The sequence below is a fragment of the Hymenobacter cellulosivorans genome (assembly GCF_022919135.1).
Lineage (GTDB): Bacteria > Bacteroidota > Bacteroidia > Cytophagales > Hymenobacteraceae > Hymenobacter > Hymenobacter cellulosivorans.
In genome coordinates this window covers 1,568,295-1,588,001 of sequence record NZ_CP095049.1, presented here as the reverse complement: position 1 = coordinate 1,588,001, position 19,707 = coordinate 1,568,295, and the positions used below count along the sequence as shown (strand labels likewise).

Annotated in this window: 16 protein-coding genes; 4 read left to right on the top strand and 12 right to left on the bottom strand. The window is 56.6% G+C overall.

Annotated features, from left to right (window positions below):
- Nucleotides 1-58: 58 nt before the first annotated feature.
- Nucleotides 59-484, top strand: coding sequence for a hypothetical protein (locus MUN80_RS06825; protein WP_244721427.1), 426 nt, complete (start codon nucleotides 59-61; stop codon nucleotides 482-484).
- A 140-nt stretch (nucleotides 485-624) separates the two neighbouring features.
- On the opposite strand, the gene MUN80_RS06820 is transcribed toward MUN80_RS06825, so the two are convergent.
- From MUN80_RS06820 to MUN80_RS06775, 10 genes are all read right to left on the bottom strand, one after another.
- Nucleotides 625-1,218, bottom strand: coding sequence for a hypothetical protein (locus MUN80_RS06820; RefSeq protein WP_244721424.1), 594 nt, complete (start codon nucleotides 1,216-1,218; stop codon nucleotides 625-627).
- A 233-nt stretch (nucleotides 1,219-1,451) separates the two neighbouring features.
- Nucleotides 1,452-3,254: an FG-GAP-like repeat-containing protein gene (locus tag MUN80_RS06815; protein WP_244721423.1), complete on the bottom strand. Its 1,803-nt coding sequence runs from the start codon at nucleotides 3,252-3,254 to the stop codon at nucleotides 1,452-1,454.
- 166 nt (nucleotides 3,255-3,420) lie between these two features.
- A complete protein-coding gene (gene atpG / locus MUN80_RS06810) occupies nucleotides 3,421-4,314 on the bottom strand; it encodes an ATP synthase F1 subunit gamma (protein WP_244721421.1) in 894 nt (297 codons plus the stop codon).
- A 105-nt stretch (nucleotides 4,315-4,419) separates the two neighbouring features.
- Nucleotides 4,420-6,003 carry a F0F1 ATP synthase subunit alpha gene (gene atpA / locus MUN80_RS06805; protein ID WP_244721419.1) on the bottom strand — a complete coding sequence of 528 codons (1,584 nt, stop codon included), beginning with the start codon at nucleotides 6,001-6,003 and terminating at the stop codon, nucleotides 4,420-4,422.
- Between the two features lie 4 nt (nucleotides 6,004-6,007).
- Nucleotides 6,008-6,571 carry an ATP synthase F1 subunit delta gene (gene atpH, locus MUN80_RS06800; protein WP_244721417.1) on the bottom strand — a complete coding sequence of 188 codons (564 nt, stop codon included), beginning with the start codon at nucleotides 6,569-6,571 and terminating at the stop codon, nucleotides 6,008-6,010.
- An 84-nt stretch (nucleotides 6,572-6,655) separates the two neighbouring features.
- On the bottom strand, nucleotides 6,656-7,150 hold the full coding sequence (locus MUN80_RS06795) for a F0F1 ATP synthase subunit B (protein ID WP_244721415.1): 495 nt from the start codon (nucleotides 7,148-7,150) through the stop codon (nucleotides 6,656-6,658).
- A 142-nt stretch (nucleotides 7,151-7,292) separates the two neighbouring features.
- Nucleotides 7,293-7,553 (bottom strand): ATP synthase F0 subunit C, encoded by a 261-nt coding sequence (gene atpE, locus MUN80_RS06790; protein WP_244721413.1) that lies wholly within the window; start codon nucleotides 7,551-7,553, stop codon nucleotides 7,293-7,295.
- Between the two features lie 51 nt (nucleotides 7,554-7,604).
- On the bottom strand, nucleotides 7,605-8,675 hold the full coding sequence (gene atpB / locus MUN80_RS06785; protein WP_244721410.1) for a F0F1 ATP synthase subunit A: 1,071 nt from the start codon (nucleotides 8,673-8,675) through the stop codon (nucleotides 7,605-7,607).
- Between the two features lie 33 nt (nucleotides 8,676-8,708).
- Entirely contained in the window at nucleotides 8,709-9,113 is a 405-nt protein-coding gene (locus MUN80_RS06780) for a hypothetical protein (protein ID WP_244721407.1), read from the bottom strand.
- A 9-nt stretch (nucleotides 9,114-9,122) separates the two neighbouring features.
- Entirely contained in the window at nucleotides 9,123-9,362 is a 240-nt protein-coding gene (locus MUN80_RS06775) for an AtpZ/AtpI family protein (RefSeq protein WP_244721404.1), read from the bottom strand.
- A 218-nt stretch (nucleotides 9,363-9,580) separates the two neighbouring features.
- On the opposite strand from MUN80_RS06775, the gene porW reads away from it, so the two are divergent.
- The 3 genes from porW (at nucleotide 9,581) to uvrC (ending at nucleotide 17,099) form a co-directional block, all read left to right on the top strand.
- Nucleotides 9,581-12,682 (top strand): type IX secretion system periplasmic lipoprotein PorW/SprE, encoded by a 3,102-nt coding sequence (gene porW / locus MUN80_RS06770; RefSeq protein WP_244721398.1) that lies wholly within the window; start codon nucleotides 9,581-9,583, stop codon nucleotides 12,680-12,682.
- A 91-nt stretch (nucleotides 12,683-12,773) separates the two neighbouring features.
- Nucleotides 12,774-15,104: a penicillin-binding protein 1A gene (locus tag MUN80_RS06765; RefSeq protein ID WP_244721382.1), complete on the top strand. Its 2,331-nt coding sequence runs from the start codon at nucleotides 12,774-12,776 to the stop codon at nucleotides 15,102-15,104.
- Nucleotides 15,105-15,272: 168 nt separating this feature from the next.
- Complete coding sequence (uvrC, locus tag MUN80_RS06760) at nucleotides 15,273-17,099, top strand: excinuclease ABC subunit UvrC (protein ID WP_244721376.1); 1,827 nt, start codon at nucleotides 15,273-15,275, stop codon at nucleotides 17,097-17,099.
- A gap of 72 nt (nucleotides 17,100-17,171) precedes the next feature.
- On the opposite strand, the gene porN is transcribed toward uvrC, so the two are convergent.
- Nucleotides 17,172-18,059: a type IX secretion system ring subunit PorN/GldN gene (gene porN / locus MUN80_RS06755; protein WP_244721374.1), complete on the bottom strand. Its 888-nt coding sequence runs from the start codon at nucleotides 18,057-18,059 to the stop codon at nucleotides 17,172-17,174.
- Nucleotides 18,060-18,106: 47 nt separating this feature from the next.
- Complete coding sequence (gene porM / locus MUN80_RS06750) at nucleotides 18,107-19,687, bottom strand: type IX secretion system motor protein PorM/GldM (protein WP_262922044.1); 1,581 nt, start codon at nucleotides 19,685-19,687, stop codon at nucleotides 18,107-18,109.
- Nucleotides 19,688-19,707 lie beyond the last annotated feature (20 nt).

Here is a 19,707-nt window from a genome sequence, read left to right as displayed (position 1 = left end):
CTGGCCTTTTCGATTACCTTAAAGCTGGCAACTCCGCCACCTTTATTTATTTTATTATATGCCATTTCCAGTAGCATTACTTACCACTAAAGCCGAGTGCGACGCCGCCCTCACGGCCCTGCAACGCGAGCTGCGCGAGTTCGTCCTCAACGACGAGGTGCTCGATTTGCGCGCCGACAAGTCGGCCGAGCGGGCCGAAGACCGGGCCAAGGCCTTGCAGCAGGCCAAGGATGAGGTAGCGCGCCTCACCCCGCAGGTAGCGGCCATGACGGCCGGCACCCGGGAGCACCGCTACCTCGACCGGCTTCTGACCCAGGCCACGCGTCGGGTGCAGGATTTGAGCCTGCCGCCCGCAGTCGGCACCAAAACGTCCGTGGATGCCTTTCTGCAAGCCGTGGACGGGCGCCAGGTGGCCGTGCAGGTACCCGAGCTGGAGCAGGCCATCCAGGAAGTAACTGCCCACCGGCCCACCCTCACGGCCTAACGGCACCCCGCTATTCACTATACCTATCCGCAACGCCAAACGGCCCGTTTCCTGGTAAGGAAGCGGGCCGTTTTGGGTTTGGGGGCGTTTCGGGTGCGCATGGTGGGTCGTAGCCCGTGGAGCGGCTTGAGTCCTACCCGCTACACCCCCGCATCGAGGCGGAGTTGCTTAATCATCTCCTCCCCCAGCTTCCAGGCCTGGGGCCAGTCCTTTTCGGGACTCTCGAAGAGCAGCAGGTAAAACGTATCCGTGGCGGTGTTGGCAATGGCCCACTGCTGAATGATTTTGGCGCCGGCCGCCCCGTTGTTAACGCGGTAACGCACGCCAAACAGCCGCAAAGGGCCCTGGGTCTTGCTTTCCTGGCCCAGCACCTGCTGTCCGGCCTTCCGCCCACTGCTGGCGCTGAAAGCCTGGGCATACGCCGCCGCCGACTGCTTGGACTTAGCCTTCATCTGCCGTACCACGTTCACCGACATGCCGGTCTGGAACTGGCCGCCGGCCACGATTCGCTCCCGGGTCAGGAAGTAGGCCTGGGCGTCGCGGCTGGTTTCGGCCTTGTAGCTCCACGTGTAGGGTAGCAGCATGGCCGCCTTCACTTCCGGCAGCAGCTGCCATTTAAAGCCCATGGGTGCCGCGACCTGGCCGGTGGCTGGAGCGGGCGGCTTGGGCGTTTGGGCCGCCGCCGGACCCGCCAGCAGCAAACCGTAGAGAACAAGAAAGGAGGAACGGACCATAAGCAGTTGAGCAGTAGTGGATCCATTCTTATACGGACCGCCCGGCAGTAGGAGGGGCTGCCTGTGCATTCTACGGCGGTCTAGGACGTACGAATCAATACCGTACTATCCTGGCACTGTCTCCGCGCCCCAGCACTAGTTGGCCGAGAGGTTTCTCCTAATGAGCAAGGCCCGCCTCCTTCCGGAAGCGGGCCTTCTTAGGTTGGCAGACAGATACCACTAACAGCGGCGGCTTATTCAACCAGCAGCCGGGCCGTGGCTTCTCCAGCCTGCACAACATACACTCCGGGCCGCAAGCCGTTCAGAGACAGTGGAGTTTGCTTGCCATTGGCACTCGCCTGCACCACCCGTACAGTTCGGCCCAACGCATCCAGCACCTGTACTTCGGTGGTACGGTCTGGAACCTGCACGTAAGCCGTACCGGTAGCTGGGTTTGGTAGTACTTCAAGACGTGCTGTAGCCAGCGGCCGGGCTGCTCCTAACGTCACCGATTGGTTTAGCCGCAGACTCATTTTACCAGTATTATGGCAGGTAACCATATCCAGGTCCCCGTCGCCGTCTACGTCACCCAGAGCCAAGTCAGCCCCCGCATTAAGGATGGCTGGCTCTCCGCCGGGGTTGATAAAGCTGGCGCTGTTTACCCCATTATTCAGCCGGAGTTTCACGGTGGTGCTGGAAGCATAGCCAAAGTTGGTGGTCACGAAATCCAAGTCGCCGTCGCCGTCCAGGTCGCCCAGCTTAACACCCAGGGTTCCGCCCCAGATAAACGGGTTGGGGTCGGTGCTGGGCGCTACGAAATTACCACTGTTCAGGCCACTATTCAGGCGGATGCTCACCGTGCCTTCGCCGGCGCTTGAGCCGTTGCCTATGTTGGCAGTGAGCAGGTCCAGGTCGCCGTCCCCATCAATGTCGCCCAGGGCCAGGTCGCGGGGGCCGGGCCCTACGATGACCTCCGCGTTGGCAGCCGGCGCGACAAACACCCCACTGTTCAGGCCGCTGTTCAGGCGCACACTCACCGTATTCCCGGTACCGTTGGTTCCGGGGCTGGTTGCCAGCAGGTCTAGGTCCCCATCGCCATCTACATCACCCAGGGCCATATTCCAGGGAGCAGCCTGTACTGCTACCTCCGCGCCAGTGCCGGGGGCCACGAAATTGCCACTGTTCAGGCCGCTGTTTAGCCGGATACTTACGGTGCCGACTCCCGCACTGCTGCCCGCGCCGGCATTGCCCGTTAGCAGATCCAGGTCCCCGTCGCCATCCACGTCCCCGAGCAGTATCCGGTAAGAGCCACCGCCTACTGCCACTTCGGCATTCGTTGCCGGCGGAACGAAGTCGACTGCCGGGAGTCCATTGTTGAGGCGGATGCTCACCGTGCCAGAGTTATTAGCCAAGGCTACGTCCAGGTCCCCGTCGGCGTCCACATCACCCAATGCCAGGTCACGTACATCAGAGGCTAAGTTGGCACTTGGTGCACTGCCTGGAGCCACAAAATTGCCACTGTTCAGGCCGCTGTTTAGCCGCAGAGCCACCGCTCGGTTCAGTGCCGAAATAGAAACTACATCCAGGTCTCCATCCCCATCCACATCGCCTAGCATGAGCCGGCCGGCATCTTTTCTATCCGTGTCAAAGTCTGCATTGCTGGCCGGGGCCATAAAGCTGGCTGGGCCCGCTCCACGCACGGCAGTCATAAACTCAAACACCTGAGGCGCTACCGCCGCACCGTTGGTGCCCTGCACGGTAGCGGGTACGCTTACCCATAGTTTTTCGCCAGCCCGAAAAGCGGTTGTGGGGGTAAATGTTACCTGATTGGTAGTTACGCTGGTGGTCCCGGCTTTGGCCCCTCCTGCCGTCATCGACTGCACCCGAATGCCCGCCGTAGTAGCAGGATTAATAGGCTGCGTGAACCCTATACCAAGGGCCGTTGACCGAGGTGCCGCTACTGCGTTGCGGGCGGGGCTTAGCGAATTGATAAGAGGCGTTTGGCCCACGGCCGGCACTGACAGCAAGCCGGCTCCTAGAAGTAGAGAATATTTCATTGCAAAACAGGTATGAGTGAGGAATGAACGAGGCATACTTTGATAGAATGCCAAGGTAGCATGAGGATTTGTTTTTGTGTATTTTTCTTTAAACCGCAGGGCAAGGAACGCTAAAAGGCCCGCCTCCTTGCGGAAGCGGGCCTTTTCAGCAAAAATATCAGCAGTCCTAGCCGCGGCTGGCCGCCAGGGCTTCGGCCCCACCCACGATTTCGAGAATCTCGGTGGTAATGGCCGCCTGACGCGTACGGTTGTAGGTAAGCTTGAGCGACTTGAGCAGCTCGCCGGCGTTTTCGGTGGCTTTGTCCATGGCCGTCATGCGGGCGCCGTGCTCCGAAGCGTTGCTCTCCAGCACCGCCTTGTAAAGCTGCACCTTCAGCGACTGGGGAATCAGGGTCTGCACGATTTCCTCTTTCGAGGGCTCGAAGATGTAGTCCACGTTCGAGGTAGCGGCGGCCGTAGCGGGAGCCTCAACCGGTACCAGGGGCAACAACTGCTCGGCCCGAACGATTTGCGTCGCCACGTTCCGGAACTCGTTGTAGACCATCGTTACCTCGTCGAACTGCCCGGTCCGGAAACCTTCCATGGCTTGTTCAGCCGCGGCGCGTACCGTGTCGAACGACAATTGGCCGAAGACGTGGGTGTAGTTGCCCAACACCGGTCCACGCTTCGAGTAGTACTCGTGGGCGCGCTTGCCAATGGCCAGCACCGTAATGTTGCCGGCCGCAGCCTGAGCAGCATAGCGCTCCGCAATCAGGGCATTCACCCCCTTGAAGATGTTGCTGTTGAAAGCACCGGCCAGACCCCGGTCGGAAGTAATGGCGATAATCAGCACGCGGCGCACGTCGCGCTGCTCACCGTATTCGCTCACTACGTCGTCGCCGGCCAGGCTGGTGAGGTTGCTCAGAATGCTGTTGAGCCGCTGGGCGTAGGGGCGCATGCGCAGGATGTTGTCCTGGGCCCGACGCAGCTTAGCCGCCGCCACCATTTTCATGGCTTTGGTGATTTGCTGCGTGCTTTGCACCGATACAATGCGGTTGCGGACTTCTTTTAAGCTAGCCATTCTCGTGAAAATAAGTTGTCAGTTGCTCGTTGTCGGTTGTCAGTTTGGGCAAGACCCTGCGGCCTTCTCCTGACAACTGACAACCAACAACTGACAACCAATGAATTACTTAGAAGCGTAAACCGCCGACAGGTCTTTGGCAACCTGACGGATAGCACCCGTGATGGTGTCATCCAGCTTACCAGCCTTCAGAGCCTTGAGCTCCTCGGGGTGGCGCGACTGCATCACCTGACGGAACTCGGTTTCGAAGGCCCGAACCTTGTCTACGGGCACCTGGTCGAGCAGACCGTTGGTAGCAGCGTAGATAATGGCCACCTGGTCTTCCACCTTTACGGGCGAGAACTGGGGCTGCTTCAGGATTTCGAGGTTACGACGGCCCCGCTCGATGGTGAGCTTGGTCGAGGCGTCGAGGTCGGAGCCGAACTTGGCGAAGGCTTCCAGCTCGCGGAACTGGGCCTGGTCGAGCTTCAGCGTACCGGCCACCTTCTTCATCGACTTGATCTGGGCGTTACCACCTACGCGCGATACCGAGATACCTACGTTGATGGCGGGACGCACACCAGAGTTGAAGAGGTTGGTTTCGAGGAAGATCTGCCCGTCCGTAATCGAAATTACGTTCGTCGGGATGTACGCCGAAACGTCACCAGCCTGGGTTTCGATGATGGGCAGAGCCGTCAGCGAACCGCCACCTTTCACCAGGTGCTTGATGCTCTGGGGCAGGTCGTTCATGTCGGCAGCAATCGAGTCGGAAGAATTGATCTTCGCGGCGCGCTCCAACAGGCGGCTGTGCAGGTAGAATACGTCACCAGGGTAAGCCTCACGTCCGGGAGGACGACGCAGCAGCAGCGACACTTCGCGGTAGGCTACGGCCTGCTTCGACAAGTCGTCGTAGACCACCAGGGCCGGGCGGCCCGTGTCGCGGAAGAATTCGCCGATGGCGGCACCGGTGAAGGGAGCAAAGAACTGCATCGGAGCCGGGTCGGAAGCCGAAGCGGCTACTACTACGGTGTAGTCCATGGCGCCACCGCGCTGCAGGGCGTTTACTACCTGAGCTACGGTCGAAGCTTTCTGGCCTACGGCTACGTAGATGCAGAAAACTGGCTCGCCGCGCTCGAAGAACTCGCGCTGGTTCAGGATGGCGTCAAGCGCTACCGTCGACTTACCCGTCTGACGGTCGCCGATGATGAGCTCCCGCTGACCCCGGCCAATCGGAATCATGGCGTCAATAGCCTTGATACCTGTCTGCATGGGCTCGGTTACGGGCTGCCGGTAGATTACACCGGGAGCCTTACGCTCCAGGGGCATATCGAACGTGTCGCCGGCAATAGGACCGCGGCCGTCGATGGGCTGACCGAGCGTGTTTACTACGCGCCCGATGATGCCTTCGCCAACCTGGATCGAAGCAATCTTATTGGTCCGCTTTACGGTGGCACCTTCCCGGATTCCGCTGTAGTCGCCGAGCATTACGGCACCTACGTTATCTTCTTCCAGGTTGAGAACCAGCGCTTGCAGGCCGTTTTCAAATTCAATCAATTCCCCCGACTGGGCATTGCCCAGCCCGTAGATGCGGGCTACACCGTCACCAACCTGCAGAACCGTACCAACCTCTTCGAGTTCGGCTTCAGTCTTGAAGTTGGACAGCTGCTCCCGCAGAATGGCGGATACTTCATCCGGACGCACGTCTGCCATGTTGTTAATTTATATGGTGTTGGTAGGGGTTCTCTTTAAAGGAATTGCGCAGCTTGCGCAAGCTGTTGCGAACCGACTCGTCGAGCTGACGGTCGCCGACCCGCAGGATGAAGCCACCAATCAGCGACTCATCAACCTTTTCTTCGAGCGTAACGTTCTGCAAACCCGACTGTTCGCGAACAATCGTATTCAGCTGCTCGCGCAGGGCCGGAGCCAGCGGGGCTGCGGTGGTAACCTGGGCTACCTGCATGCCGCGCAGCAGATCGTACTGGCTTTGAAACTCAGTGGCTACCCATTCCAGGGCGCTTTCGCGGTTGTGCTGGGTCACAATGGAGAAAAACTTCTCCGTGATTTCCGACACTTTGCCACCGAAAATAGCCCGCAGAATCGCCAGCTTCTTATCGGATTTCACGATGGGATTGCGCAGCAGCAAGCGCAGGTCACGGTTCTGTTCCAGCGTTTTGCGGAACAAATCCATGTCGAGCTTTACTTGCTCCAGCGTTCCACGCTCCTCGGCCAGATCCAGCAAGGACTTGGCGTAGCGGGAGGCAACTCGTTGTTCTGACATCGTTCTTAGTATTGAGTAGCTGGTAGTTGGCCCTAAGCTAACCGGCATTGAACAGCCGGCTTATTCAGAACCGAGTACTCACTACTAATTCAACTTTACATCCTTCAGGTACGAGTCCACGAGTTGCTGCTGGGAGCCGGCATCAGCCAGCTCGCGGCGCAGGATGCGCTCAGCAATGTCGATGGAAAGCTTGGCAGCCGTGTTTTTCACCTCGGTCAGCGCAGCGTGTTTCTCGTTCTGAATGGCTTCGCGAGCCTGCATGATCATGCGGCTGCCTTCTTCGGTCGCTTTGTCCTTGGCCTGCTCGATAAGCTGGTTAGCCATTTGCGTGGCTTCCTGCATCATCTTGTCGCGCTCTAAGCGAGCTTCGGCAATAAGTTTTTCGTTACCGGCTTTGAGCTGCTGCATCTCCAGCTTGGCTTGTTCGGCCATGCGCAGAGCATTCTCAATCGAATCCTCACGCTCCTTGAGGGAGCCGAGAATTGGTTTCCAGGCAAATTTGGCCAGCAGAAACAGCACGATGAGGAAAATCACCAGCTGCCAGAAGACCAGGCCAATATTAGGGGTTATTAAGTCCATATTCTCAGAGTAGGAAGTGGGTGGATTAAGGAAGAGAAAGGCGGTAAACCAGCCGTTCCAGCAACCCCAAAAAGCCAAGTCAGCCCGCCGCGCCGTGCGCCGAAGCGATGCGCAGCGGGCTGCTTAGGCAATGCCCCTAGCTCTAGAGGGCGAACGAAATCAGCAAGCAGACTACTACGGCGAACAGACCCAGACCTTCGATCAGAGCCGCTACGATCAGCATAGCAGTTTGAATTTTACCGGAAGCTTCTGGCTGGCGGCCGATGGCCTCCATAGCGCTACCACCAATACGACCGATACCCAGGCCTACGCCCAGAGCAACCAGACCGGCACCGATAGCTGCACCAAATACAGCCAGACCCGTCGAATTAGTAACAGCCTGCAACAAGAGAGAAAGAAGCATAAAAAAAGATTAGAGGGGGAGTGAAAAACAAAAAATCTGGGGTGAGGAATACTAGTGACCGTGAGCGTGAGCCGGCTCAGCACCGTCGCCGCCACCCATCTGGTAATCAGCATCGTGGTGTTCTTCAACGGCGCCACCGATATACATAGCGGTGAGTAGGGTGAAGATGTAGGCCTGCAGAATGGCAACCAGCAGCTCCAGCAAGTTGATGAACAGGCCGAAGGCCAGGGTTACGGGGCTGATGAAGACGCTCTGGAAAATGAAGATGAGCGAAATAAAGCTCAGAATTACAATGTGGCCGGCCGTGATGTTGGCAAATAGACGAATCATCAGGGAGAAGGGCTTTACCACTACACCGATGAGTTCTACCGGAATCATGATGGGCAGCAAGGCCTTGGGCACGCCGGGGGTGGCGAAGATGTGAGCCCAGTAGTTCTTGTTAGAGCTAGCCAGCGTGATAATCAGCGTCAGCAGAGCCAGGGTCATCGTCACGGCGATGTTGCCGGTGAGGTTAGCAGCACCTGGCATGAGGCCCAGCAGGTTGTTGAACCAGATAAAGAAGAAGATGGTCAGCAGGTAAGGCATGTAGCGCTCATACTTGGGACCGATGGACTTCTTCGCTACTTCGTCGCGGATGAAAACCACGATGGGTTCGAAGAATGACTGCACACCGCGGGGGGCACCGCCGTGGTTTTTGCGGTAGCCACGGGCTACGGCCGTAAACACGAGCAGCAGAATGATACCGCTTAAAATAAGCGAGGCTACGTTTTTGGTAATCGAGAAATCGTATACCTTGCCGCCGTCTTCGGCTACGAGGTGCTCGTGCTCCAGCTTCAGGCCGTTGTATGACTTACCTTCGGCCAGGTTAGAGGACGAGAAAACACTCAGGCCTTTGGCGGGTTGATAGGCAATAACGGGCAGCGGAATGGTCAGGTGCGTACCGTGTTCCTCGTCGCCGAGGGTGGCGAAATGCCATTCGTGCGCGTCCCCGATGTGGTGCAGAATCATCTCCCCGGGGCTGAAGGCCTCCTTGTCGGTTGCTTCGGCCTGTGTTGCGGTGGGTTCGTTGGCAAACACGGGAAGCGAAAGAATGCAGAAGAGAGCTATCAGTAAACGCTTCATTCAAAGAGGGTTAGGGTGCTGTTCACAAAACCTTCACAATTGGCTTTCACCCGGTTTTGAAAACGGGCGCAAGTTACTCAGGATGCTCCAGATTTCAAACCCGGCAAATAAGAAATACATTAAGAAGAAGCTCCCGAGAAAGGTCCAGGTGCCGTGACCTTCCTTGCCACCGCCTTTGTACAGGAAGACTAATACCAGAGTCAGCGACAGTAGCAGCCGCAGCACCATGCCGCCGAAAAAGGCGACCATGAACCCGTCGGGGTTGGCCCTGAGCAGCACTGCGGTCAGCCAATAAGTGACGCCGGTAAGCACGGCAAAGAAGCCCAGGATGTAGTAGGCTTTGGGGTGAATAACGGCGGCCCCAAACTGCATCTGCAGGCCGTACATGATGGCCCAGATGATGGCGCAGAAAATCAAAAAGTTGCGAAGAAACGTCACGGCTTGGGCTTATTCGTTGCGGGAAAGGGAGCGGATGACCTGGTAGGTGGCCGCAATCAGGCCGAACACCATCAGGCCAATGGTGTACCAGGGCTTGTCGTTGTGAACGTACTCGTCGAGCTTGATGCCGGCCCAGGCACACACTCCTATTATAGCCAGCATCTGAAAGGCCAGGCCGGAGTATTTGGCGAAGGCCCGCAGCCGGTCGGTTTCGTTGGAGTTTTGGGGCTTGGGTGGGACGTCGGCCATGGCAGGAGCAGGTTTGGGGGTGCGAAAGTATTGATTTTCCGGGCACTGACGGCCAGCCGACTTGCCAGATACGCAGGCAAACGGTGGTGGCTACGGAAAAACCGTAATTTTACCCAAAGTGCTGCGTTGTAGAGGCAGCGCGTGCTGCCCGAGCGAACGAATCGGCGGAGGATGCGCGTTTAAATCTGCTACCCCAGGCCTCGACCCTACTATCTGCTTTGACAAAGTATCCGCTTTTCCGCCTGCTTATTGCCCCGGTTGCCCTGCTGCTGGGCGTGGCGGCCTGCTCTTCGGAACGTAAGTCCGTGGTGGGCCGTACCTACGAGAACATCGTGGCCCGCGACAATGGCTTTTTCCTGGCCCGCGAGAAGCTGCGGGCTACCGAGGAGACTTTATATAAGGCCCGCATCAACGACTACAATCGGGTGCTGCCGCTGTTTCCGACCCTGGACGATGCTACCGTGGGCCGCGTAACGGCCGACCTGGACGACATTATTAAAAAAGCTTCGCTGCCGATTCAGCACCGCCCCGGCTCCGACTGGACCGATGACAGCTACCTGGTTATCGGCAAGGCGCGCTATTATAAGAAGGAGTACGAAGACGCAGGCAAGACCTTCAAGTACGTCAACACGACCAGCAAGGACGTCAATGCCAAGCACGAGGCCCTGATCTGGCTGATGCGTACGTTTCTGGCGCTGAAGGAATATGACAACGCTGCCGCCGTTTCGGATATTCTCGACAAAGAGCAAGGCGTAGAGCAGAATGCCCGGGAGCTGTTTTTGACCCGGGCCGAGTATTTTTTGCTGACCGGCGACCAGAAACAAGCCATCGTCAACCTGGAGAAAGCCATTCCTTACATCTCGCCCAAAAACGAGCAGTCACGCACGCGCTACATTCTGGCCCAGCTCTACCAGGCCAACGGGCAGGACAAGGATGCCTATGCGCAACTGAATAAGATTCTGAAGAAGAATCCGCCCTACGAGCTAGACTTTTTCTCGAAGCTGATGCTGGGCCAAGTTTCGGACCTGAACGCCAACGACCGGGCCCGCCTGGATAAATATTTTGCCAAGCTGCTTAAGGACACCAAGAACAAGGAGTATACCGACAAGATATACTACGAAATGGCGCGGCTGGAATATCGGCAGCAGCAGTACGACAAGGCCTTGGCTCTGCTGCGCAAAGCTTCCCGAGCCAATAGCGCCAACCGGGCGCAGAAGTCCTACACCTATCTGCTGTCGGGTCGCATTTACTACGAGAACCTGCAGAAGTACCGGCTGGCCGCCGCCTACTACGACAGCACCGTGCAAAACATGGACCGGGCGGCCCCCGAATACGCCGCTACGGCCGAACGGAGCGACATTCTAAAAGAATTCGCCAAGCAGATTACTACCATCGAAACCCAGGACAGCTTGCAGGCCCTGGCTCGGCTGGACTCGGCCGCGCTGCGCACCCAGCTCCTGACCTTTGCTACGGCCGAAATAACAGCCCGTAAGCAGGAAGCTGACCGCATAGCCGCCCAGCAGGAACGTGCGGCCCGGATTGAGCAGCAAGCGGCCAGTGGCGTGAGTGCCCTGCGGCCCGGTGACTCTAATGTGGACCCGCTGGCCTTGGCAAATGGGGCTGGTGGCGCACTTTTCTACTTCGATAACCCCACGGCGCTGAGCACGGCTAAAGCGGAATTCGTCCGGCGCTGGGGTGACCGGCAATTGCAGGACAACTGGCGGACCAGCAGCCAGATTTCCTCGTCGCCGGCTACGGCGCAGGGCGGCAACGTGCCGCTGTCCATTGCGGGCGGAAGTAGCACCCGGGTCAACCCGGTGGAAGGCGCTACGCTGTCGGCCGCCGCTGACCCGGCCGCCCAGGCCCGGCAACTGGCCGCCACCTACCGCCAGAACCTGCCCCTGACCGAGGCCCAGATGCAAGCTTCGCAGAAGCAGGTGGAAGAGGCTCTGTTTGCCTTGGGCGCTATTTACAGCCAGCAACTAAAGGAGCAGGCGCGTGCCGCCGAAACCTACGAGAAGCTGGTGACGCGTTTTCCGCAGAGCAAGCACTCCCCAGAGGTTTTCTACAGTCTCTACCTGATTTATAAGGAACTGAACGACCCCAAAGCGGAGGCATACGCCCAGCGCCTGCGTCAGGAATATCCGAACTCGTCGTACGCCCGCCTGGTAGCCGACCCGGAATATCTGCGGCGTACTTCCCTGGCCAATGAGCAGGTGGCTGTGCAGCTCGACTCGGCATTTGCGTTCTACAAAAAGCAGGAGTTCAAAAAGGCGACGGCCGTATTGGCCCGAAGCAAAAAGCAGAACCCAGTAAGTGACCTGAACGACCGGGTAGCATACCTGAACACCCTGTTGGTTATCCGGACCCAGCCCCCGGCTGCCGCGAAGCTGGCCGTGGAGAAGTTCCAGAAAGATTACCCGGAAAGTCCGCTGGCCGGGCAGGCGCGCGACCTGCTGGCTAGCTACAAACGCTACGAAGAAGGACAGATTGCCGGAGCCCTGGCGTCTACCGACAAGCCGGTAGTTTCTATGTTTCGGCCCGGAGAGGTTGAAAACCGGATGCGCATCCTCTTTGCCCCCGATGAAACTCCGGCCTCCCTGGTAAAGCCCGCTCCGACTATCCCAGCAACTCCGCCCGCCGCCCCCGCTCCCACCGTACCAGTTCCTTCCGTGGTTCCTGCGCCTGCGTCGCAGCCAGTACCAACCCCGACTACAACGCCTGCTACAGTGGCACCCAGTGTAACGCCCGAACCCAAGGCACCAACTAACAAGGATCCTAAGACGAACCGGACGCTCACCAAAAGGGAAATAGCGGCAGCAGCAGCGGCCGCCGCTAAAACGCCAGCGCCTGCACCTGAGCCAACTGCTGCCGCACCCGCAGCGCCTGCACCTGCTACAACAAAGGCACCTGAGCCAACGACTCTGCCCGCGGCCCCGGTTAAACCAGCTACACCTTATGCCGCCAATCTTACAGCTGGGCACGCGGTGGTACTGGCTTTCCCGAAAGGAGCTGCGCCCACCCAGGAACTGCCGGCGCAGCTGGCGACCTACAACAACCGCTTCTACCGCGTCAATAATTTGCAGGTACAGCAGGTAGTGCTCGGCGACAATATGGACCTGGTGGTGGTACAATCATTGCCGGGCGCCAAAGTAGCCCAGAGCTACGCCCTGAAGCTGCGCGGGCCCCAGTCGCCGTTGGCCAAATTGCGGGGTGCGGGTTACCAAACTGTCATTATCGGTATTGATAACCTCCCGCTGCTGCTGCAAAGCAAGGACGTAGAAGAGTATCAGCGCTTCTACGAGAAGACCTATAAATAATTCTGAGTACTGAATTCTGAGTAAAGACTTGTTCGGCGGCGTCGGACGAGCTCAGTTCAGAATTCAGCACTCAAAATTCAACATTCAATAAATGGCTTACCCCGCCACCAAGTCCAAGAATACCCGCAAACCGCAACGCCCAGGCCGTTTTACGGGTCTTACCCGCACTCTCTGGTTTTTATTCGGGGGCGGCGTCTTGGGCCTGATTCTGTATATTCTGGCTGTTAGCGTCAACTTCCTGAACCTGTTTGGGCGCATGCCCAACCTCAAGACGCTGGAAAACCCGAAGAGCGAACTGGCTTCCGAAATCTATTCGGCCGACGGGGTACTGATGGGCAAGTATTTCCGGGAAAACCGCACACCCGCCGATTACGAAGACCTGCCTCAGGCCCTGATAGATGGCCTGATTGCCACCGAGGACGTGCGCTTCGAAGGCCACTCCGGTATCGACTTCAAGGGCTTGGCAGCCATTCCCTACTACATGGTGAAAGGTAACGTACGGCGCGGCTCCAGCACCCTGACGCAGCAGCTGGCCAAGATGCTGTTCCGCACCCGTGAAGACCTCAATGACGGACGCCTGAGCCAGGTCCCGGGCCTGCGCACGCTCATTATTAAGACCAAGGAGTGGATTGTGGCCGTGCAGTTGGAGCGTAACTATACCAAGCGCGAAATCCTGCGCATGTACCTCAATACGGCCGAATTTGGGTCCAATGCCTTCGGTATTAACGTAGCGGCCAAGACGTTCTTCAACAAACAGCCGCGCAAGCTCAACCTAGAAGAATCAGCGCTGCTGGTGGGATTGGTCAACGGCCCGTCCTGGTTTAACCCGGTTCGTAACCCGGAACGCTCCAAGCGCCGCCGCGACTGGGTATTGGGCCAGATGAAGAAATACGCCTTCATTGAGGAGCCTGCCTATGCCGCTGCCGTGGCCAAACCCATTGTGCTACACTACAGCGTCGAAAACTCGAATAAAGGCATTGCGCCATACTTCCGCGCCGAGGTCAGCAAGGCGCTGCTGCAATGGGCCAAGGAAACCGACCACGACCTGTATGCCGACGGCCTGAAAATATATACTACCGTTGATTCTCGGATGCAGAAATACGCCGAATCAGCGGTGGCCGAGCACATGAAGCAACAGCAGAAGATGTTCGACGCGCACTGGAAAGGCCAGCTGCCCTGGCGCGACGAAAACGGCAAAATCATTCCTAACTTTCTGCAAACTGCTATCCGGCGCACCGAGCGGTACCGCTCCCTCGACAACCGTTTTGAGGGCAACAAGGACTCCATCAATTACTATCTGAAGAAGAAGTACAAGATGATGGTCTTCTCCTGGAAGGGTGAAAAGGAAGTCATGATGTCGCCCCTCGACTCCCTAGCCTACTACAAACGCTACCTGCATGCCGGCTTTATGGCCATGAACCCGCTCAACGGGCAAATCAAGGCCTGGGTAGGCGGTACCAACTTCAAGTACTTCAAGTATGACCACGTGAAGCAGGGCAAGCGGCAGCCGGGTTCCACGTTCAAGCCGATTGTGTACACGGCTGCTATCGACCAGGGCTACTCGCCTTGCTACCAGCGCCCCGATATTGCTACCACGTTTCCGCCCGTAGCCGGCCGAGCACCCTACACGCCCAAAAACTTCGAAGGCGGGTTCTCGGGCCGCACCTTTACGCTGCGGCAAGCCCTAGCCCGTTCTATGAACTCCATTACAGCCTGGCTGGTGCAGAAACTAGGACCCGAAACGGTGGTATCGTATGCCAAGCGCCTTGGCATCACCTCCCCCATCGAGGCCGTGCCGGCCGTGGGCTTCGGCTCCAGTGATGTGAGCATCTACGAACTGAGCGGGGCCTACAGCACCTTTGTGAACAAGGGCGTCTGGACGGCTCCGATGATGGTAACGCGCATCGAGGACAAGAACGGCAACGTACTCCGCGAATTCGTGCCCCAAACGCGCGAAGCTCTCAGCGAGGAAACAGCTTACCTGATGACCTATATGCTGCAAGCCTCCACTACGGAGCAGGGCGGTACCTCGGTTATCCTGAAAACCGGCTTCAAGTTTCCGTACGAAATCGGGGCCAAAACCGGTACTACCAGCAACTACTCCGACGCCTGGTTTATGGGCATCACGCCGGATCTGGTATGCGGCATGTGGGTCGGCGGTGAAGACCGGAGCATTCACTTCCGCAACGGCTCCTACGGCCAGGGCGCCCGGGCCGCCTTGCCCATCTACGGCCTGTTTATGCGCAAGGTCTACGCCGATAAGAGCATCGGCGTCAGCACCAGCCCCTTCCCCAAGCCCGAGCAGCCGCTGTCCATCGAAATCGACTGCAGCCGCTACTATGGCGGGCAGCGTGACACGATTCCCTACGACCAGAAGCTTAACCAAACCGACTTACAGGATATCGACGAGGAAGATATTTAACCGCGTCGGAAACTCCTACAAGAGTTCGAATTCAACGTGGCAGGCGGTTTCCGTCTGCCACGTTGCGTTTTGTCGCTCGGCATGCACTATCCTTGCTCAACCGAATTATCCCAACCTCTGCTTTGTTTTAGGAGTTAAATCCGTACTCCGCTCCTGTCCTATTTTCCTATGGCTGCCAAAGACCATCTGCAAGAACAAATCCGGCACCTGCCCCACCGGCCGGGCATCTACAAATTCTTTGACGACGAAGGCATTATCTACGTCGGCAAGGCCATCGATATCCGCAAGCGGGTCAGCAGCTACTTCAATAAGCAGGACCACAACAAGAAGACCCAGCAGCTGGTGCGCAACATCAAGCGTATCGAATTCACTATCGTGGATAGTGAGTCCGACGCATTTCTGCTGGAAAATAACCTTATCAAGCAGAATCAGCCCAAATACAACATTCTGCTGAAGGATGGTAAAACCTATCCCTACCTCTGCCTGACCAACGAGCGTTTTCCGCGTCTGCTGCCCACGCGCAAGAAAATCAACGACGGCTCGCGCTACTATGGTCCGTACGCCAACCTGACGGCGATGAACATCCTGCTGGAGCTGATCCGGGCCCTCTACCCCCTCCGTACCTGCACCTATAACCTCTCGCCCGAAAACGTAGCGGCCGGCAAGTTTAAAGTGTGCCTGGAATATCATTTGGGCAACTGCAAAGGTCCGTGTGAAGGTCTAGTGGATGAGGAATCCTACAACCAGAACATCCAGCAGATACGCAATATTTTGAGCGGTAACCTGAGCGTACCCAAGGCCTACTTCAAGGAGAAGATGATGGCCGCCGCCCAGGACCAGCAGTTCGAACTGGCCCATTCTTTTAAGCAGAAGCTCGACCGACTTGACGAGTTCCAGGCCAAGTCAACAGTGGTCAATGCTTCACTGTCCAATATCGACGTTTTCAGCATTGCTGCTAATGAGAAAAGCGCCTTTATCAACTACCTGAAGGTGATGAACGGGGCCATTATCCTGACCCAATCAGTGGAAGTGCAGAAAAAGCTCGACGAAACCGATCCTGAAATCCTGGCCCCGATGATTATGCAGATGCGGGAGGAGTTCGAAAGTCAGTCGCGCGAAATCCTGGTCAATGTGGCTCTGCCCGAGCTGCCCATTGCCAATGCGACGGTCACCGTCCCTCAAATTGGCGACAAGCGTAAGCTGCTGGAGCTTTCCATTAAGAACGTTATGTACCTGCGTAAGGAGAAGGAAAGTATGAACGACCGGTCCAAAGATCTCAACGAGGTACGCATCATGGAAACCATCAAGAAGGATCTACGCCTCACTGAGCTGCCTAAGCACATTGAATGCTTCGACAACTCCAACTTCCAGGGCGACAATCCGGTGGCTGCCATGGTATGTTTCCGCAATGCTAAGCCTAGTAAGAAAGACTACCGCCACTACCACATCAAAACGGTGGTGGGCCCCAACGACTTTGATTCGATGTACGAAGTCGTCACGCGGCGCTATCGGCGTTTGGTGGACGAAGGTGCCTCCCTACCCCAGCTAGTCATCGTCGATGGTGGCAAAGGCCAGCTTAGCATGGCTGTCAAAGCCCTAAAAGACCTGAACCTTTGGGGTCAGATTCCCGTCATCGGCATTGCCAAGCGCTTGGAGGAGATTTATGTTCCCAACGACCCGCTACCGCTCTATATCGATAAAAAGAGCGAATCATTGCGCCTGTTTCAACGCATGCGCGACGAAGTGCACCGCTTCGGCATCACCTTCCACCGTAGCCGCCGCGACGCCGCCACGCTCAAAACGGAGCTGACGGACGTAAAGGGTCTGGGGCCCGTCACTGCGGAGAAGCTGCTGACCAAGTTTAAGTCGGTAAAGAAGATCAAAGAGCTGACCGAAGCACAACTGATTGAAGAAGTAGGTAAAGCGAAGGCTCGTATTTTGCTCAACTATTTTAGTGAGCAGGAAGCTGCTGAAACCAATTCCTCCGCCGAGTAAATACCCAACCAAGGACAATAAAAAAGCCCCTGCCAGTGAGGCAGGGGCTTTTTTATTCGACCTATGGTTGACTTAGAAGCTCCACAGGTTGTACTCGTACTCAATCAGGTCGGAAGCGGCTTGCTGAGCAGCCAGGATACCCTGCTGCGGCCCGCCATATACTTCATCCAGACGTGAGTCGTTCGGGTTCGAAACCTTTACGATGTAGGAGTTGAACAGCCACAATTCGAAAGCATCAGCCAAGTTCTTGTGCTGGGCATCGTTCTGCGAGTTAAACCAGATAGCCTTATCTGGATTAGCCCGGAATACGCGTACCAAGTCGCTGTATTTAAAAGTCCCAATTGGAGTTTCAATACCGGATACGTTCGAGCTCAGCGTGGAAGGAACCAGCAGCGTGACGGTTTTGATGTCATGATACATCCGTGACCGTTTCTTGTCAAAGATCATATCCTCTTTCAATTCCATCTGATACAAGTCCTTATAGCGGTACTCGTAGCTTGGCGGAGCAGCGGGAGCTTTAGGCTTCGCAGCCGTTTTGCCTTTGCCCTTTTTGGAAGGCTTGGCACCCCAGCCATCATCAGAGGTTTCGTCGGTAAAACCAGCAGCTTTCTCTTCGTCGCTTAGACCGGCGCTAGCCTCTACATACGACATCCGACCTGATACTTCCGAAGCATTAAAGGTAGACGTCAGCGAGTCATTGCGGTAGGCCTGGAGTTCGCCACGCTTCACTGCTTCCAAAATTACCCGGCTGATTTCTTTGCCTTCCGAGAACATGGGCTTGTTCTGCTTTTCGCGAAGGTCAACCGCACGCCAGATCGTTTTCCGGAACATAATGTCCGAATTTGGGATCGGGCGGTACGAGCCGTTGCTGCTGGCGGTCGTAGCTTGTTCCTGAGCCGATGCTGAGACCGACAGCGTCAGGCTGGCCGCCAAAGCGGCGAAGGAGAGGAATTTGTTCATACCGTGGTAATCAAAAAAGCGCTGCGGTTAGTTCAGAAGAATAACGCTTACAGCAACGGAATATTGAACTGCTTCGCTACGTTTACTTCTTCCTGCTGATCCTGGAAGTTCAAACGACGAACTTCTTTCACTTCGATGTAAAGACGGTCGCCTTCGCGGGCCGAGTTTACTACGTCGTTCAAGTTTGCCTCGGGGCCGTTGATGGTGCGGGTCGGAATAGCGGGACGCTTACCACGAACCAGAGTCACTTCGTAACGAGTTACGCGGTAACGAGCATCATCAGGCAGGAAGGTGGCGAAACCAGCGTCCGGTACAGCTTTCAGGCTCATGTTACGGACCGCCGTGATGGGTGTCCCCTGCTTTTCGTTAGCCTCACGGCCACCTACGATGCACTTAATCTCAGGCTTAGGAATCGGACGAACCTGGAAGGTCTGTGAGCCGATGGCGTTGCCGCCGCTGCTCACGCTCAGAGTTACTTCGCGCGAGTTAGGCACCAAGGTTACTTCGCCCGTTTTAGCACCGCTGATAACCGAAGCGCCGGAAGCCGAGAAGCCTGGCTTGTACTGGGCACCCAGAGCGGGTACTTGTACACTTAGCTTATTGCCGCACTTGAAATACAGAGCCTGTACCGAAGCGGACTGAATCTGCATTACAGGCTTGGTCACCGTGTAAGGAACCGTCACTTTAAAGGTCGTGTCGCGGCCATTCTGCTTGAAGCGGATAGTGCCAGTCCACTGGGCTTTGGCATTGCCAGCGGCATCAAACGAGCCAGGACGAGCCGTGAATTCAACTTTGCCTTTGCCATCGGGACCAACTGCCAGCGGGCTGCCGTTCAGGGTCATCGAAGGTTTCAGACCGGTAGCCGAAGCCGTCAGGAACAGCTCTGCTTTGTACTTAGTACCAGCAGCTACTGTATTCGACTCAGCACTGGCAAAAGCACCTACTTTGTCGAACACGATGATATTGCCACCAACTTTAGCCGACTGTGCAGCCAGAGCATCCGACTCGTACTTCAGAACTTCAGCTTCTTTCTGGGCCAGAGTAGCCAGAGCAGCTACTACTGGAGTGTTTTCGAAGTTCAGTTCAGCGAAGTTCTTGTTACGCTGTTCTTTGTCAGTAACCATCGGATCGTCCTTGGCATCGAGTGCCAGAGGAGCAATACCAGGAACGAATTTGCCGATGTACGAAGAATAAGTGTTGAGCTTGTTCTTCATATCGTAAGCCAGACCGTCTCTTTTGCCGCCCAGCATGGTGCTAGCGACTTTATCCTCGGCACTCATATTCTTGAACTCATTCTTGCCCTTGTTTTCAGTGGCAGTCAGGAGCTTTTCGCGAACAGTGCCCAAGTAGGCAATCATGTCCTGGGTCGTCTTGCGAATTTCTTCGCTTTGTTTCAGCACAGCTAGGTCTCCAGCTTGGTTGCGGTTTTTCTCAACCTGCGCCTGGATGCCTTTTACCGTACCATCGTTCGACTTCGAAACCTTATTGTTGATAGCAGAAAGGCTGTCGTCGAGGAACTTGAATTTGAGCAGTATTGCTGAGTTTACTTGAAGGGCTAGAAGAGCAGTCAGTACCAGGTACATCATGCCAATCATCTTCTGCCTTGGAGTTTCTTTTCCTCCCGCCATCGTGGTCGTGCCTAGTCTAT